Annotated in this window: 21 protein-coding genes; 7 read left to right on the plus strand and 14 right to left on the minus strand. The window is 53.8% G+C overall.

The window, feature by feature from the left end:
• Positions 1-2: 2 nt before the first annotated feature.
• From AO726_RS02670 to AO726_RS02685, 4 genes are all read right to left on the minus strand, one after another.
• A complete protein-coding gene (locus AO726_RS02670; protein ID WP_058066498.1) occupies positions 3-1682 on the minus strand; it encodes a terminase large subunit in 1680 nt (559 codons plus the stop codon).
• Between the two features lie 3 nt (positions 1683-1685).
• Entirely contained in the window at positions 1686-2162 is a 477-nt protein-coding gene (locus tag AO726_RS02675) for a terminase small subunit (protein WP_058066499.1), read from the minus strand.
• Between the two features lie 94 nt (positions 2163-2256).
• On the minus strand, positions 2257-2598 hold the full coding sequence (locus AO726_RS02680; RefSeq protein WP_058067074.1) for an HNH endonuclease: 342 nt from the start codon (positions 2596-2598) through the stop codon (positions 2257-2259).
• A 46-nt stretch (positions 2599-2644) separates the two neighbouring features.
• Positions 2645-2824, minus strand: a complete 180-nt coding sequence (locus tag AO726_RS02685) for a hypothetical protein (protein ID WP_058066500.1) — start codon at positions 2822-2824, stop codon at positions 2645-2647.
• A 200-nt stretch (positions 2825-3024) separates the two neighbouring features.
• On the opposite strand from AO726_RS02685, the gene AO726_RS02690 reads away from it, so the two are divergent.
• The gene (locus AO726_RS02690; protein ID WP_058066501.1) at positions 3025-3240 is read left to right on the plus strand and encodes a hypothetical protein; all 216 of its coding nucleotides are present in this window, start codon (positions 3025-3027) and stop codon (positions 3238-3240) included.
• 31 nt (positions 3241-3271) lie between these two features.
• Here AO726_RS02690 and AO726_RS02695 read toward each other — a convergent pair whose 3' ends face one another.
• The 9 genes from AO726_RS02695 to AO726_RS02735 all read right to left on the minus strand — a co-directional run bounded on the left by AO726_RS02695 (position 3272) and on the right by AO726_RS02735 (position 8835).
• On the minus strand, positions 3272-3655 hold the full coding sequence (locus AO726_RS02695) for a hypothetical protein (protein WP_058066502.1): 384 nt from the start codon (positions 3653-3655) through the stop codon (positions 3272-3274).
• Positions 3656-3808: 153 nt separating this feature from the next.
• Positions 3809-4168, minus strand: coding sequence for a hypothetical protein (locus tag AO726_RS02700; RefSeq protein ID WP_152987219.1), 360 nt, complete (start codon positions 4166-4168; stop codon positions 3809-3811).
• 10 nt (positions 4169-4178) lie between these two features.
• Positions 4179-5051, minus strand: coding sequence for a tetratricopeptide repeat protein (locus AO726_RS02705; protein ID WP_058066504.1), 873 nt, complete (start codon positions 5049-5051; stop codon positions 4179-4181).
• Positions 5052-5267: 216 nt separating this feature from the next.
• Positions 5268-5657 carry an antiterminator Q family protein gene (locus AO726_RS02710; protein WP_058066505.1) on the minus strand — a complete coding sequence of 130 codons (390 nt, stop codon included), beginning with the start codon at positions 5655-5657 and terminating at the stop codon, positions 5268-5270.
• Positions 5658-5755: 98 nt separating this feature from the next.
• On the minus strand, positions 5756-6772 hold the full coding sequence (locus AO726_RS02715) for a tyrosine-type recombinase/integrase (RefSeq protein WP_058066506.1): 1017 nt from the start codon (positions 6770-6772) through the stop codon (positions 5756-5758).
• Positions 6769-7023 carry a hypothetical protein gene (locus tag AO726_RS02720; protein WP_152987220.1) on the minus strand — a complete coding sequence of 85 codons (255 nt, stop codon included), beginning with the start codon at positions 7021-7023 and terminating at the stop codon, positions 6769-6771. The genes AO726_RS02715 and AO726_RS02720 overlap by 4 nt, the downstream gene beginning before the upstream one ends.
• On the minus strand, positions 7013-7693 hold the full coding sequence (locus tag AO726_RS02725) for a replication protein P (RefSeq protein ID WP_058066507.1): 681 nt from the start codon (positions 7691-7693) through the stop codon (positions 7013-7015). Before AO726_RS02725 ends, AO726_RS02720 begins: the two co-directional genes overlap by 11 nt.
• Positions 7690-8490, minus strand: coding sequence for a DnaT-like ssDNA-binding domain-containing protein (locus AO726_RS02730; RefSeq protein WP_058066508.1), 801 nt, complete (start codon positions 8488-8490; stop codon positions 7690-7692). The genes AO726_RS02725 and AO726_RS02730 overlap by 4 nt, the downstream gene beginning before the upstream one ends.
• Before the next feature lie 84 nt (positions 8491-8574).
• The gene (locus AO726_RS02735; protein WP_058066509.1) at positions 8575-8835 is read right to left on the minus strand and encodes a hypothetical protein; all 261 of its coding nucleotides are present in this window, start codon (positions 8833-8835) and stop codon (positions 8575-8577) included.
• A gap of 413 nt (positions 8836-9248) precedes the next feature.
• On the opposite strand from AO726_RS02735, the gene AO726_RS02740 reads away from it, so the two are divergent.
• From AO726_RS02740 to AO726_RS02755, 4 genes are all read left to right on the plus strand, one after another.
• Positions 9249-9926 (plus strand): LexA family transcriptional regulator, encoded by a 678-nt coding sequence (locus tag AO726_RS02740; protein WP_058066510.1) that lies wholly within the window; start codon positions 9249-9251, stop codon positions 9924-9926.
• A 76-nt stretch (positions 9927-10002) separates the two neighbouring features.
• A complete protein-coding gene (locus AO726_RS02745; RefSeq protein ID WP_058066511.1) occupies positions 10003-10884 on the plus strand; it encodes a hypothetical protein in 882 nt (293 codons plus the stop codon).
• The gene (locus AO726_RS02750) at positions 10881-11756 is read left to right on the plus strand and encodes a hypothetical protein (protein WP_058066512.1); all 876 of its coding nucleotides are present in this window, start codon (positions 10881-10883) and stop codon (positions 11754-11756) included. Before AO726_RS02745 ends, AO726_RS02750 begins: the two co-directional genes overlap by 4 nt.
• 474 nt (positions 11757-12230) lie before the next feature.
• A complete protein-coding gene (locus AO726_RS02755) occupies positions 12231-12596 on the plus strand; it encodes a LuxR C-terminal-related transcriptional regulator (RefSeq protein ID WP_058066513.1) in 366 nt (121 codons plus the stop codon).
• A gap of 873 nt (positions 12597-13469) precedes the next feature.
• On the opposite strand, the gene AO726_RS02760 is transcribed toward AO726_RS02755, so the two are convergent.
• Positions 13470-13778 (minus strand): hypothetical protein, encoded by a 309-nt coding sequence (locus tag AO726_RS02760; RefSeq protein ID WP_058066514.1) that lies wholly within the window; start codon positions 13776-13778, stop codon positions 13470-13472.
• Between the two features lie 97 nt (positions 13779-13875).
• Between AO726_RS02760 and AO726_RS02765 the strand changes: the two genes are divergently transcribed.
• Positions 13876-14799 carry a DNA cytosine methyltransferase gene (locus tag AO726_RS02765; protein ID WP_058066515.1) on the plus strand — a complete coding sequence of 308 codons (924 nt, stop codon included), beginning with the start codon at positions 13876-13878 and terminating at the stop codon, positions 14797-14799.
• Positions 14800-14941: 142 nt separating this feature from the next.
• Positions 14942-15139, plus strand: a complete 198-nt coding sequence (locus AO726_RS02770; protein ID WP_058066516.1) for a hypothetical protein — start codon at positions 14942-14944, stop codon at positions 15137-15139.
• The last annotated feature ends 16 nt before the right edge of the window (positions 15140-15155 follow it).

Consider the following 15155-nt stretch of genomic DNA (forward strand, 5'->3'; position numbering starts at 1 on the left):
GCTCAGCCTATGAGTCCAAAGAAACCGTTTTCGAGGTAGCTATCCATACCGCCCCGCGCCTCCGGATTGAGGCACAACAGCGACACAGCGTTAAAGGTGGCCATCAGCGGGTCGATCTTCGCCGTGCCGGATGCTTGCTTCGTGATCAGAAAGGCGTTTGCCGATGGCACGCCCTTGGCGTTGCCGCAGGCCCACGCCATAAGCGGCTGGCCGCAATGCATCAGCACGCCTTCGGCCAGCTTTCGCTCAGTGGTTTTGATTGCCCCGGTCAGCTTCCAGCCTTGGGAGATACCAATGGTCTGTTCTTCGGTAATGCCCGCATCCAGCAGAGCATCCAGCACCGCCCCGATCCCGGCAGGGTCCAGCCCTACCCGGTCAAGCAGCCCAGCCTCATTGACCAGCGCGACATAAGCCGCCAGCTCGGTGACGTCATCACCGATCCTTTCCACCAGCGTAAGGTCACCGCTGGCGGCCAGGTCATGAAGCCTTGGTGCCTCAGACTTGCGCCGCTCCAATACAGACGGGTGCGCCCATGCGTGCGCCCAGTGAAACCAGCGGCGCCCGCCACGCTCCCGCCCGATAATGGCGAGGCCCAGCAGGTCATCCAATCCGCCGCCATCAACACCGGCGACGACTACTTCACTGCGTTCGATCACCTCATCAAGCGACAGCCCTGCCATGGCCTGAGGCTCCCAAAAGGAAGCCCCAACCCAGCTGTCTGACATCAGCGCCAGGCCAATTTCGATATTCAGGAACTTGGCCAGAAAGCCGCGTACCTCAGCCTCACCGTCCAGCTCGGCCTGCATAAACAGGCGCTCAAGCGTTGGCCGGTCCACCGAGTAACCCATGTTCGGGTTAACCAGATGGAAGTTCTCCGGCTTGCGGGCTTCGCCGCTGTCCACCATCTCCCTGGGGAACTCATAAACAACTGGCAGAAACCGGTTGTCCTCAATCCGCCCGTCACGCACACCACGGGCATACGTCAGCTTCGACTTGAACACACCTGCAGGCGGCTCGTTCGACTGCGTTGTCAGCCAGATGATGAAACCTTCAGGACGCGACAGCAGACCACCCGTAGCCTCTCGGATCATGTCCGGCGCTTTGGGGTTCTTACCGAACAGCCAGGCTTCGTCGATCAGCACACCGACAGCCTTCTTACCACCGACCACATCACTGTCAGCGGCCACGACCTTCAGCGTGGCCCCCGTCTCACGGTGCGTAATCAGCCGCAGGTGCGGCTGTACATGCAGCAGGTCTGAGAGCTCTTCGTCATGCTTCACCATCGCTGCCGCAGGTTTGAAGCTGTTGTCTGCAATCTCTTTGGTAGGCGCCAGAATGATGAACTCAGCTTCCAGTCGCCAATTGCGGATCAGCGCCGTCAGCATGATTGCAGCGGCAATCGTCGATTTAGAGTTCTTCTTAGGAATACACAGAAAGTACTCAGTGATCAGCCGCTGGCCCGTCTCACTGTTGTAACTGCCAAAGATCGCCCCGGCGAACGCCAGCACCCAAGGCGCACACGCCGACTCAATGGTCGGGCAGCCCGGCGCATCAACGATCTTTAAAGCCCGGAAGACCTCAAGCCCTTCCTCAGCCTCAGAGGGGAACAACGGCTCAGGAATAATCGACTCCCCGGCAGACAAGCGTTTCCACCAGTCCGGGCACGATGTAGTCCAGAGCATGACTTAACCTTTAACGACACTGAGCGGCGGCTTGCCTGCTGAGAATTTGCCTTTACTCGCTGCCTTCGCAGCCTCGGCCTTGAGTTCCTTCTTACCGACTTCGCCCTTTTTGCCATGCACATACGGCACAACCGTCTGAGCCGCATTCCGGCGATCAAACACCTTGGCCCGTGGCTCATTCATCAGAGCAATCAGCCACTCAAGGGGATCTTCAGTAACCGGCAGGCAATCCAGAAACTCACCGTCACCATCAATGCCGCCATCGTCATCACCAAGCGTTAACTGAGGCGTCTTGGCATTAACATTTCGCCGACTCATTAACATCTCAAGTTCGGCGATAACTTCGGGATTTTTGGCCAATCGCGAACCGGCCACTGCAGCACTTGAAGCCGCGTAACCAGCGGCTTCGGCTGCCTCTCGGTTAGACGCACCCTGAGCCTTAGCGTCAACAAACCGTCGCTGCTTGTCGGTTAACGCCATTAACAAAAAACCTTAAGGGGGGTGAAAAATGTCTACGTGGGATCGGGTGCGGTCTAGCAAAAGGGCCAACTCCATAAATTGATCCCCCCTACCCCTAACGGCCTCGCTGGCCTGCTGCAGCTTCTTCGCGCTGCTTCTCTGAGTCATGGCAGGGCTTACACAGTGCCTGCCAGTTGGCTTGATTCCAGAACAAATCCGGGTTGCCTTGGTGAGCAACAATGTGGTCCACCACACTGGCTGCCGTGGTCATCCCCTTACGGGCACAGTAAACACACAAAGGGTTATCCAGCAGATAGCGCTCCCGCGCCTGCTGCCAACGGTAGCCATAACCACGCTGGGTCGATGTTTTGCCGCTACGCCAAGACGGTTCGGCAGCCACTGTCAGCCGGTTGCTTTGCAACACCAAGCGGGGCCGCAAAGTCTTTAGCCTGGCCACGCCACACTCCATCAAGAGAAATCCAGGCCACCTGATTGCCGATGCATCAAGACACGTCAGCCTTAACGGCGCACGCCTCATGCACCTCAGGAGTGACTAACTGATCTGGAATATCAACCAGCTCCTGCTCTTCACTTAACGTAGTGAGTAAAGCAATCAGCAACTGGTTCGTTCTGCGCTGTTCTTTGAGCAGTAGCTCAAGCACTGGAGGGGCATGCTCATCCATTGTCGTATCCGCATACGTTTGTGATGCAGACAACCTAGTTCAAGCTAAGCCAATAGGCTGTAGGAAACTTCTGGCACGGACTAGTCCGACGTCTACAACTGATAGGCCCTAGCATCGAATACATCATAATTTGGGGCACTTGATTAATGGCCATTTGCCCCAATCTGCAATAGCTCAACTACATAACAGGAGTGTGAATGATGAGTGAAGTGATACAGGCGCTTGCAGGCTTTACAAGCTCAAACTATCCAAACGCAAGCGCAGAACGAAAAAGAAGCATTGCTGTTGCAGCAGCATTGGAACTAATTGCTGCCCGTGTTGCATCATCGCCGGTAAATGGCACACAACTGGACGAAGAACTAAACCGACTCTCCAAGTATGCTGATCAGATCCAAGAAGCATTGGTAGTTAAGTAAGCAAAACGTGCCGCACTAACCTGCGGCACATTCACAACCCACTCTTCTTTCTCGCCTCCAGAACCGCATCAACAATCTCGGTAATGGGCCGGTCTTTCTTTGCCTCACTCCAGGCAAACAATGCCCGAACGATCAGCCATGCGGGCAATCCGCACACAAAGATCACACCGCCGATAGCGATCATCCCAGCATCATCTTGTGCCCAGTGCGATATCTCAAACCAGCGCACCACAAACGCACCGCCACCAAGGCTGCCGACCAGAGTACTGATAAGTGCGACTGTAAACTCACGCGGACTTTTAGGTAGTGTCATAACCATAACAACTACGGCAGCTAGGATCGCCATCACGCCGAATGCGCCAAGCTTGTATAGCGCAATACCGCCAGCGGCTGTAAGCGGGCCTGGCTCTGACATAATTTAAACGCCAAAATATTTCGTGATCACCCCTAGCGTTGCCAGGTGGTGTATTTGAATCCAGCACAATGCACGCACCAACCCGCCCTTAGGCGAGGATGTTGATGCCGTTCTGGATGTTCGGGAGAGAAAAACCGAGCATTAGGTTTACGTCTAAGGCTTTACGCTTTTGATTGTAATGTTGCGGATATCAGCCACGATTTCCTTGCATTGGAGGATATGGACCAAGGCTTCCTTTGGTGTCATTTCTACGTCGAGGTGATAGTCAGCCTTAACTCGTAGCAATTTACAGCGCCTTATGAGCCTAGCGATTACCGCCAAACGCTTGCCTTGTGATTCATATCTGGAGATCAAGGCCTCGTGAGTGCCGCCTCTCACTTTTTGTTCTGGCAGCCCCATTTCCGTCGCAACGCGCAGAGCCTCGTGGTAGAGCGCGTAGTAGCTCCTACCAATAGATGCACGAATAACTGCCTCACTCGCCCCAAGCTCCAGAAGCTGCTCGGACAGTTCCATGATTTCATCGTTACACACTGGCATGGTATGGCCCATATGAAACATCGAACTCACTTGGTTCAAATGGCTTTATACCAATAGAAAGCATCGAGTCGAGTTCTCCGCTATGGTTATCGACGAGAGCTTCTACCACCTTGTGGTCCAAGGCAACTAGCTCCTGGGCACTACCATCTACAATGAACTGGAAAAAAATCCCTTCATCTCCATCCGCAAAAATATCGTATGCCATAAATGGGTGACTGGTGGCCTTCCTAATAATATTGGAGGCTGTCTGCAATCGTGCTGTTACTTCCCAATCATCGACGCCTAAATCTGTAATGATTTTTACAGAGGCTTCAATGAAATGGTCTTCAAGCCTGCCCTTAATTGACGTGCGCTTTAAGCACTCCCCCGCCTGGCTAATCATGCCAACCGAAGTACAGCAGCCAACGAGAGTCCGGAACAGTTGGTCATCACCCTGGCCAAGATCGATTGCTTCCAGTGCCTCCCGACTCCGAAGCAAATCTCCACTCATCCATAACAAATGCCCTTTCGACAGGTGCATTGCATTTTCTGGCAATACTCCTTGAGTCCTGTCGAAGTGACGCATCGCGTCGTCCATCTTTCCCTGATAGGTATATAGATATGAAAGCTCGTGGTTAAACATCGCTCGAGTAATGCTGTCTATATCCTCGTTTTTCAGAAGTGCACTAATGCGATTCTGAAGCCGCTTTATAGCGACCTCGTCAACATGATGTGTCTGCGTCATGTTTTGCCAAAGCAGTGATCTTTGGTCAGCAATCTCATTTGCGATTGACTTTGGACGCGGCTGCATAGCTTTTCCCAAGCATTGATTAACTTGAATAAGGTAATGCTTGTTTGTGTCTCGGTCGACACTGGTCATCCGACCAGCTCAAGACTACTCCCTAAAATAGGACTATCTACTGCTCAGTCTAGCCTGTAATCATCTTCAACAAGGTGAATATGGCCATAGCCTGCTGAGTGATCGACAATAAAAAACCCCAGCACCTGCCGGGGTTTTAAAATCATGTGTCATACGCTGTTGTGCTGGACACGGTGCCATAAAACCAACTCTTTATCCGCGTGGAAAGAACTATTTTCACGCGGCCTCTCTTAGCCCTTCCAGCGCGCAATCAATCCACGCCACACCGGCCTTTATGATCTCCCGCGCCTTGGCCTCACCCATTCCGTTATCACGTGCGATACGCAACGCAGGCCACTTGGCCCCGAAGTACAGCCAGATGAAATCCCCCATCTGCTGATCCCGTGCACTCAGCCGAGCCACCGCGCCGTCAATAAACAGTGCCGTGTCATCCAGAATCGAATACTGCTTAGGCCCGCCCTGATAGTTCGTGTTATCGCGGATCAGCGCATGCAGCGGCGACACATAACGCGGCACGCCTGAACCATCCATGCGCCACCAGCCCCACTGCTCCAACAACCACTCCGTATCACCCAACGGCTTGTTCAAAAATTCGCGTTTCTTCATACCTGAGCCCCTCTATTCGCCAATCGTTATGCGCACCAGGGCGCTCTGTTTGTCCGCGCTTGGATGAAACTTCATCCTCTCCCCGTGAAAACACAGGATTAGCCAGCAGCCCGCACCGCGCCTGCATTAGCGGGAACTTGTGAAAGTGCAGGAGCAGCGCTATTCAGCCCATGCGCCAGAGAAAACCCGCACTCATCCAACCGTGCATGCCAGCGCTCAAGCGCCTCCCGGCAACGGTCCATCACATCGCGGGTCAGATAGGTTTCGGCAGTCTTGCCAAGGGTGTGGTTGATCAGCCGTTCACCGATGAAGTAATCCACCCCAAGGTCAGCCAGGCAGTCACGCATCAACTTGCGCAGATCATGGCTCGACCACCTGCCACCGGAGATAGCGCGGAACATCGCACTGGCCGAGGTGGCCGACAGGTGAGCCCCACCCCGCACCGGGAACACCCAGCCCACACTGCATCGAGCATCCGGCAAGGCCTGCCGGTACCGCGCCAACAGCGCAATAACCTGCGGCGTCAGCGGCAACGTATGCTGGCGACGGGATTTGTTATTCAACTCAGGTAGCACCCACAGGCGCTCAATCAGAGACACATGCCGCCACTCACTCTGCAGCGTCTCACTCAGACGCGTACCGTGAGCCAGCATCATCAACGGCAGCAGACCAGCCACCGGGTCACGGTCGAAGGCAGCGGACAAGTGCTGAACCAGCTCTGGCAGATCAACGCGGGAAAGCCGCGCCGGTTTACTCTTGATCCGCCCGCGATCAAAACTCTTGTAACTGATCGAAGCCATTGGGTTGGCCTTGATCCGCCCAGTCTGCTCAGCCAACAAAAACGCCTGCCGCAGAGCCTGAAAAGCCTTCTGCAAAGTGCCCGCCTTCTTGCCGTCCTGCACCATCGGCCACACCAGCTTTTCATCCAGCACGCGTCGGTCCAGCTTGGTCACCAGCACCTTGCCCACGGCAGGCACGATGTTCTTTCTCACCATCGAACGCGTACTGCGCTTGTAACTCTCAGACGTAGCCCGGTTCTGCTCAACCCGAGCCAGCCACCACACCACCACATCCCCAACGGTACGCAGCGCCCCTGCTGCCTTACGCCCACTCACTCAACCCCATCCTTGGCCACACAGGCCTCCAAATCAGCCACGATCAACGCGCAGGCTTCACCGGCATCCGGCGTGTAGGCAAAAGCCTCAGCACCACCGGGTCGGGTAATCATCAACACCGGCTCAGGGAGAAAGACCCTAGCCACCGTGTAACCGGAATCCGTCACCCAGCACTGCGGCACCACCACACCATCCCGATTCAGCTTTGGCTTCCACTTCGGAGTGGCCAGCCCCAATGGCTCAACGGCCACTGCGAATACCACCGATACAAGCGCGAATCTCAGCCAGAGCCCTAGCCGCCACCACCGCAGAGCCACGGCCCATTGGCGCAGGCAACTCGGCCACCGGAGCCGGAGGCAACTCTTCCCCCTGCCCGATACGCCTGCACTGCTCCAGGTACTTGCGCTTGAACAGCTCCATGCTCACCTTGCGCTCAAGGCGTTGCAGGTTGAGATAACCCGCCGCGACAGCCGCGTGATACACCGCAGGGTGCGGCCAGCGGGCAATCCCCGCCTGTGCAGGATGGGTATTGCGCATGGCAATCCGGTAAGCCTTCTCCAGCCCCGGCAAACCGAACGCTTCCGGCGAAAAGCACCAATCCACAAACATGCCCGGAGCCGGTACCCAAGCACTCGGATGGCGAGCTGCGAAGCGCAGCCCTGCCTGAATCTGCTCCAGCGAACGAATACCCGCCCGCATAAATTCCGCCAGCCACTCACGCTTGGCCGCGTGCAACTCAAGCTCAGACGGCCACGCCTGCCGCCATGCAGGAAAGTGCGCCTTCAGGCGCTCAAAAAGATCATCAACGACAGCCTTCGTCTGCGGATCAACCGCCACCACCTTGGCAACCGCTGGCACTGACTGCGCCCCGCTCTTAGCCACCTGCTGAGCAATGCTGTTCACATGCAGAGGCCCGTTCACAACGTCACCCCCTGTGCAGCCCAGTCATCCCCCACAGCCGCTCCGGCAGCGGCCTTGCGGGAGGTTTGCCCCTTCAGCCACTTCACCAACCGGTGGCACCAACCACCCTGGCTGTCAGCAACCGACTTGGTCACCCAAAACGCCCGGAACTCTGCCAGCACGTCCCCTGTCAGCTGCTCCGGGCTAACCCCCAGCGCTTTGAACTGCGCCCGCAGGCTCACGTCATCCGGCTGCCACTCCAGGTGCATCTCAAACCGCTGCCGCGCTTCTACGGAAGCACCGGTAGGTGCTGTAGTAGTAATAGTAGATGAAGAAGAAGATGTAGAGCCGTCACCTTGCCGCTGGCTGGGTGCAGTATCCAAGCCTTCACCAATGCCCCCCTTTGGTGAAGGGTTTGCCCCCTCACTAAAGCGCGTACCTATGCCCCGCACATTGCGCACATATTCATCCCTCACCATACGCGGGCTAAACCACACAGGCCCGGCCTGCTCGGCCACCAACACAACCGGGTCACCGCTTTTACGGCCACTGCGCGGCGTGAAAACCAGCGCCTCACAAGTGCCCTTTTCCGTGCCATAAAGCACCCCGCACTCCACCAGCTCATTGAGCAACTTCAGCGGGCAACCAAGTGCCTGTGCAATCTGCCGCAAAGGCCAACGCAGCAGGCCATAATCATCGCTGTCGTGCAGTAAACCCAGCAGCTCGATCCACACCCCACGCGCAGCCCAACTGCAACGCCTGAGCTTTGCGTTGTTGCGCCAATCGGCGGGGTAAAACTGAAAGGATGGGCGTTTCATAAGGCACCTCCAAGGCTGTGACCAAGCCTGCAAAGGATGGGTTGGGAAAAACATAAGCCGAAGTTGAACGACGCAGTCATATGGCTACTTCTCCTCATCGCGGGCGGAATCATCACTAAGCTGCTTGGCCTGGCTTAAACATCCAGACCTGACGGCCTCTGCTGCCTTTTCAAGAAAGGCCAAGCGCTGTTCATCTGTGACCGTCCTGTCGAAGCTCACATGCGTGACCGGAAAGGTCGTCGCGCCCTCCTGGCCTGTAGTAGCCCCCACAATCACACCGACTAAAAAGCAGAAACCAGCAACACCAAATGCCCCTGCGCCTATCAATATCGCGTCAACAATCACTAGCCACCTCCATTAAGGTGTTCTGTCCATCTGCTCTACAGCTGTATGAATTACCAGCCTCGCTGTAGGGCTGTTTTCACTTTCATCCGGCTACTAGCATGTAATTCATGGCTGGATGGCTTCAGTTGCCCTGGATAAGGCTGGACAGAGATCCGAAGCCTTGAATTGCCCTCTCGTAATTTTTTCAGCGAGAAGAGCAGTTACGGCGCTCATTCCATGCCGCCCTGTGACCCATCCAGAAACGGTCCCCTGCTTAACGCCAAGTGCAACCGCCGTTTTCTCTTGGTCTTCAAAATGGAGGACTAGCCGCACATATATATTCATCAAATCACCAGAAAATAGGATTTCCTATAAAGATACATATAGGAATACCTGTTTGCAAGAATATAGGCTCACCTATATAAAAGTGGACTATGAGCTACGCAAAACGACTTAAGGCTGCTCGCAAGCATGCCAAACTTACACAGGGCGAACTGGCCAAGAAGGTCGGAATCACCCAGACCTCTATTTCTGACTTAGAAACAGAGAAGTCTGCCTCGTCCTCTTTCAATGCATCTATAGCTATGCATTGCGGTGTTAGCGCCATCTGGCTTGAAACAGGGATCGGTGAAATGACCAACCTTCATTCACCACCAGCACAACAAGCCGTGAACGGCAACGTAGAGGGAGAGCCTGTACCGATCAAGGAGGGAATAGTGCCTGTGGTAGGGATGGCCCAGCTCGGTTCTAATGGCTATTTTGAAGCTTTGGACTTTCCGGTTGGCCACGGAGATGGCTATGTGCAGATTTATAGCAACGACCCAAACGCTTACGCACTCAAAGTCGTTGGTGACAGCATGGAACCTCGCATACGAAGCGGGGAATACGTACTAATAGAGCCAAATAAGGGCTATGTGGCTGGTGATGAGGTACTAGTTAAGACCCTAGACGGCCAGTCAATGATTAAAGTTTTCATGTACTGCCGCGATGGGGAAGTGAGACTGCTGAGCGTCAATGAGGCTCATGCCCCTATCACTATGCTTTTGAGTCAAATCGATAGAATTCATGTTGTCGGAGCTATCGTTAAGGCTAGCAGGTACGTGTCGATCTAAACTCACCAGCAAAACAATAACGGCGATAAGGCTTCATGCATGAATCCGCCAGCACCCTAGGAAAAGCTGCAGAAATATGATTCACATTTTAAGCGGTGATGCATTTTCAGGGGTGCTGAGCGCACCAAAGGTTAGCGGAATAAGTCCATTGTTCCGCGCAAAAATCAGAGTAGATGGCGAAAGCGTGCGCTGTTACGTTAAGCCTTTACCCGACCAAATCGATTGCCCTAGAACACTCAGGCGGGTCGACAATCGAGAGATCATCAATGAGTCACTTGGTTACGTTTTAGCCCAAGCCTGCGGGTTTAAGGTGGCGACCGTGGCTGGAATCATCCTTTTGACCCCCGCTCAGATTCCGCAGCCTACGCTTGAAGCTCTAAGAGATTTAGGTCAGGGCCAACTGCAAGAAAACTATTTATGCTGGTTCAGTCAAGATATGAACCATCCGAACCTCGTGCAAAAGCACATGAGCGGTATCAGGCTAGATTTTCTGCAGCAACGCCGTCTCAAACGCTTGGTCCATCAACTTATCAACGCACCTGATATTCCGAAAGTTATCGCCTTTGATGACTGGCTATTCAACTCTGACCGCCATCCAGGTAATTTGCTTGCCAGCAGTCCTGAGCTTACGCTGATCGACCACGGTCGCATCCTCATCTACCCTAACTGGCAACCTGGGTATTTGGGTTCAACAGGATCAAGCTACACACCAGCTAATCGCTTACGGAACTTCATTGATGCCCATGAACCCAAATGGACAGACAGCCTGCCCAGGAAAAGCGAGATGCTCATGGCATACAATTCGTTCGCAGTTAGCTTCAGGGAACGGGGAGAGGCTGCTGCTAGAGCTGTACTTGTAGAGTTTTTCGACACTCTGGATACTGACGCTATCATCCTGCTGCTGCAGTCGCGGCACACACCATCGGCATACGCTAAATCAATCGGCATGGTCATATGAGTAATCTAGCTAGTTTACGAAAACGACTCAGCGCGCCCGATCAGACCGGGGTAAACGGGAACTGGCGAACTATTAGCGCGTGCCTTGATGAGGATACAGGGGAATACCTTAATGTAGGCGTATTGTTCAAGTACTCCGACAAGGTTGAAGTCCGGATGCTTGACAGCTTTGAGCGCATCAAATGCTTGTATGGACAGCGTATAGATCACGATAGTCTCCATCACCTGATGCTGGATATTGAGGAAACTATACGCCGACACCACTCCGACCTTCCCGATGAGCTGAGTGACACCATACGCTTGGGTGAACCTCTATACGCCTCTGGTGTTAACCCTGAAAGTGTTGTGGATGAGTTCTTCCTCGACGTTGTCACTCTTGGCGTGCCGATAGACAAGCATCGCAACAATAATTTTCGCTATAAATCCAACCACAAAGTGCGTGAAACTTTGTTTGAGATCATGCGCGAGAAAATGGCACTTGAAGCTGATCACATAATCTGTAACGAGCCCTATCGGCTGAAGCTGAACAACAGAGCGACTATCGATGTTGATGTACCTCTCTTGAACGAGCATGCGGCAGGTGCAATTGTCTCCGCTTGGTACAAGAGCCCGATTGTGGTCGAAAATAATTTACTGCAAGCAGCTTCGGATCTACTGCTTGTAGCTAGTAACTCTGACCGCGAACGATCCTCAATGTCAGTATTGATGCCACAAGAAAGCAGTGGCATGAGTCGTACCGAATTCACCAAACACCAAGACATAACGCGTCGACTACTCGACCGCTACCAGCGCTCAGGCATCGATATCATTGAGGCACCCTCGAGCGACGTACTAGCTAATCTAACCATCGATTGGTGGAAAAAAGTTGCCTAGTCCCCCCACACAAAGCCCGCCTAGCGCGGGCTTTTTTTTGCCTAGATTAAGCTCGTCATTTAGACCACCCCAGCCCTCTTGAAGCTACTTAATCCGTAGATTTAGTCAGCTGCATATTAGCTCTCCCAACGCCGATACGGTGGCTTAGATAACAAAATATAGGAATGCCTATTGACCAAATAAACAGGTGTACCTATATTTAGATCGGCACACACGCTCATCGCTCTTTAAAAAAACATGCAACACCAAACAGACCGCATTGCCTCTACCAGCTACCGGCGAGCAGACAGTCCAGCGCGACTGCCCACGTCTGGAAAAACCAGAACGGCTGCCCGAAGGCTAAACGCCTTAACCGTGCGAACGACCCGGCAAGCAATGCGCCCCGCCCCCTTTCGGCGGTAATGGAAAGCACCGTTTTCCTCGATGCCATTGGCAACAGTGGCATCCGGGAAGACACCACCCCAGAGCGAGAACATGAGTGAAGTAATCGAAAGCCACGGCTTCAGGATCGCCCTGCGTGGCCTGACAAGAAAGGAAGCCGAACTGCTGGCAGGTACAGCAGCCGATAAAACCTACAAAGAACTGGCCCGAGAACAGCGCGTAGCGCCAGACACAATCAAAAAACGCGCAGACCGTGTGCGCTTCAAAATGGGCATGCAACACACAATGCGCGGTGTAATTGTAGAGGCCTTCCGCCGCGGCATCATCACCCCACTTGCCCTGGTCATGATGCTAAACACCGGCCACACAACCGAAGCCCAACCCATCCGCCGCCCGGAGCGCCCGCGAACACTGCAACAAGTCCGCATCACCCGCCCCGAGTTCTTGCTTACAGCCTGACGCACATGCTGCCAGCTACCCAACCACAACAACTAAATCGCACCGGCAGGCATCAGGGCTGGCCTCACGGCCAGGGTTTGGTCACCTGCGCCTGATGCCTGACCCATGCGATTTAAACCAGATGAAAACCACATGAACATCATGCAATCCTTTCAGCTACTGGTTTGACAGTAAATGAATCATCAGAGCAACTCAGTGCTTTCTGCTTTTGCCCAAGCCGTATGCACCGCCATTGACTGTGAAAACGCTACGTTTCTTCGCTTTTTTCTTTTTAGGACCGAACAGCATTCGCAACCGATGAGCTCTCGCTGCGCCACTAAGATCACACACCCGAGCACCAACTGGCCCTGTACATATATGCAAGTGTTTCCTAAGTGCTTTAGCAGTGAACAGTTGCTTACAGTATCTGCAAACTTTGTCTACAGGGTTACCCTTTGCATCCACTTCAACCATCAGGCACCGCCATCGTTAAACATCTCAAGACAGACTAAAGAATAGCGACATTTGAACCGCAATTTTTTCTGAGCCTTAGCTTACAAGCGACTAGATCAACCCACATCCAGAGGGAACTGTATGAACATCCTAAAATTCTTGAGTCCGGCAAGTCAGTTTAGCTTGTATTTATCTAAAACTGATGAAGCTCCCCATAGTCTCTACAACCCTCGCGCCACCCACTCCATGCCTCCGGCAGAGTCATGATCCGCATCCTCGACACCGACACCGACACCGACACCGACACCGACACCGACACCGACAAAGTCCTAGGATTCCGGCAAACGGTCAAAGATGTCCGGAGGCTTCAGCAAGTATTGGAGGGTGAATTACGCCCAACCAGAAATACATTCACCTTACAGATGGATCATGAGGTTACTACTAAGGAAATACTTCTGCTGTTGCCCGGTACCAACCGTGATTTCTGATGTAATCATGGGCGTGCTTAAGCGACGGATTATTTAAAAGAGCGTCTTTGATCTTATTCAGATCTCCCTCATCCTCGCGGGGTAGAGTGATGCTAAGGACGTGGTCAGGATCTCTTGGTCTCTCGTCCTTAGCATCACTAAGTATAACTATAAGTTTGAAAAATACTGTCACCCCAGGATCATTGATCTGTCCGATCTGAACCCAGACATCATGAACCCAACCCAAATCTCTTCGAGTAAGTTCATCCAAAAGCTTTTCCATAGAACCTCCTTAACCTATTTCAGCATTGACACCCCAATCTACACAGATACGGGCCATAGCACGACCTGTTTGTATGTGCAGATACTTCTGGAAAACCATGAAAGCAATTGACCTTTTTGCCGGTACTGGCGGTTTCAGTACTGGCGCAACACGTGCGGGCGTAGAAGTTGTATGGGCCGCAAACCATTGGCCCGATGCCGTGCACTGGCACCAACTTAACCACCCCGGAGCGCAACACCTTTGCCAAGACCTTCATCAGGCTGACTGGTCTATGGTTCCCGCTCATGACTTGATGCTGGCCAGCCCGTGCTGCCAAGGCCACAGCCGAGCCAGAGGCAAGACTCACGGCAACCCTCAGCACGACGCCAGCCGGTCAACCGCCTGGGCGGTTGTATCGGCAGCCGAGTACCACCGGCCAGAATTTATCCTTGTGGAAAATGTGCCTGAGTTTCTTGGTTGGCAGCTTTACCATCCATGGGAAGCGGCTATGAATGCACTGGGTTACTCAGTAGCGCCGCACATAATCGACGCAGCCGACCACGGAGCCCCACAAAATCGGGTGCGTATGTTTCTTGTACTGGCTAAGTCCAAAGCCCCGTTGATGCTGCGGCTGCAAACGCAGCCACACATCCCTGCCAGCACCTTTATCGACCTCAGCAACAGCAATAAGTGGTCACCCATTGAGAAGCCTGGCCGCTCAGCAGCAACGCTGCGCAGGATTGCGAGTGGGCGACGTCAGTTTGGAGACAGATTCATCATGCCCTACTACGGCAGCGGATCGGGGCTTACCGGCCGTAGCCTGAACCGCCCAATTGGCACGATCACCACCCGAGATCGCTGGGCCATCGTAGACGGTGACCGTATGCGCATGCTTAACCGCTTTGAATGCCGTGCGGCAATGAGCTTCCCCGACACTTACAAAATCCCTGACAACCACAGGCTGGCTGTTCACATGCTCGGCAACGCCGTTTGCCCTGAGCCAGTACGCAACATCATCAACGCTCTGCAACAAGCCGCCTGAAGCACCAGGCACTCAGCGAGCAGCAAATCAATTACCTCATTTGAGATTCGCCCGATGCAAATCAGGTGAACGGACTTCATATGCCCGCTGAAACCACTCAGGCGGCATCCCTTAACCATCACTGACAACGAAAGGAAGCCTTATGAGCACTCCACGATGGGTATTGATCCCCAAAGCCGCCGAACTCTTCGGCTACACCGTAAATGCTATCGAGCACAAAGTTAAAAACGGCATGTGGACGCAAGGCCGCATGTGGCGAAAAGCAAAGGACGGGCGAATCTTCATCAACCTTGAAGAAGTAGATCGCTGGGTAGAAAGCACGCCACAAGAGGCTGCATAGCGGCCTGGCAGGACGC

Source organism: Pseudomonas sp. TTU2014-080ASC (assembly GCF_001446935.1).
Taxonomy (GTDB): Bacteria; Pseudomonadota; Gammaproteobacteria; order Pseudomonadales; family Pseudomonadaceae; genus Aquipseudomonas.

Excerpts from the sequence above, each read along its gene's own strand:
- AO726_RS02745 (WP_058066511.1), top strand. The coding sequence starts at position 10,003 with ATGATTCACATTTTAAGCGGTGATGCATTTTCAGGGGTGCTGAGCGCA.
- AO726_RS02760 (WP_058066514.1), bottom strand. The coding sequence starts at position 13,778 with ATGGAAAAGCTTTTGGATGAACTTACTCGAAGAGATTTGGGTTGGGTT.
- AO726_RS02730 (WP_058066508.1), bottom strand. The coding sequence starts at position 8,490 with ATGAAACGCCCATCCTTTCAGTTTTACCCCGCCGATTGGCGCAACAAC.
- AO726_RS02670 (WP_058066498.1), bottom strand. The coding sequence starts at position 1,682 with ATGCTCTGGACTACATCGTGCCCGGACTGGTGGAAACGCTTGTCTGCC.
- AO726_RS02705 (WP_058066504.1), bottom strand. The coding sequence starts at position 5,051 with ATGACCAGTGTCGACCGAGACACAAACAAGCATTACCTTATTCAAGTT.
- AO726_RS02765 (WP_058066515.1), top strand. The coding sequence starts at position 13,876 with ATGAAAGCAATTGACCTTTTTGCCGGTACTGGCGGTTTCAGTACTGGC.
- AO726_RS02770 (WP_058066516.1), top strand. The coding sequence starts at position 14,942 with ATGAGCACTCCACGATGGGTATTGATCCCCAAAGCCGCCGAACTCTTC.
- AO726_RS02755 (WP_058066513.1), top strand. The coding sequence starts at position 12,231 with ATGAGTGAAGTAATCGAAAGCCACGGCTTCAGGATCGCCCTGCGTGGC.
- AO726_RS02690 (WP_058066501.1), top strand. The coding sequence starts at position 3,025 with ATGAGTGAAGTGATACAGGCGCTTGCAGGCTTTACAAGCTCAAACTAT.
- AO726_RS02710 (WP_058066505.1), bottom strand. The coding sequence starts at position 5,657 with ATGAAGAAACGCGAATTTTTGAACAAGCCGTTGGGTGATACGGAGTGG.
- AO726_RS02675 (WP_058066499.1), bottom strand. The coding sequence starts at position 2,162 with ATGGCGTTAACCGACAAGCAGCGACGGTTTGTTGACGCTAAGGCTCAG.
- AO726_RS02750 (WP_058066512.1), top strand. The coding sequence starts at position 10,881 with ATGAGTAATCTAGCTAGTTTACGAAAACGACTCAGCGCGCCCGATCAG.
- AO726_RS02740 (WP_058066510.1), top strand. The coding sequence starts at position 9,249 with ATGAGCTACGCAAAACGACTTAAGGCTGCTCGCAAGCATGCCAAACTT.
- AO726_RS02685 (WP_058066500.1), bottom strand. The coding sequence starts at position 2,824 with ATGGATGAGCATGCCCCTCCAGTGCTTGAGCTACTGCTCAAAGAACAG.
- AO726_RS02700 (WP_152987219.1), bottom strand. The coding sequence starts at position 4,168 with ATGGAACTGTCCGAGCAGCTTCTGGAGCTTGGGGCGAGTGAGGCAGTT.
- AO726_RS02695 (WP_058066502.1), bottom strand. The coding sequence starts at position 3,655 with ATGTCAGAGCCAGGCCCGCTTACAGCCGCTGGCGGTATTGCGCTATAC.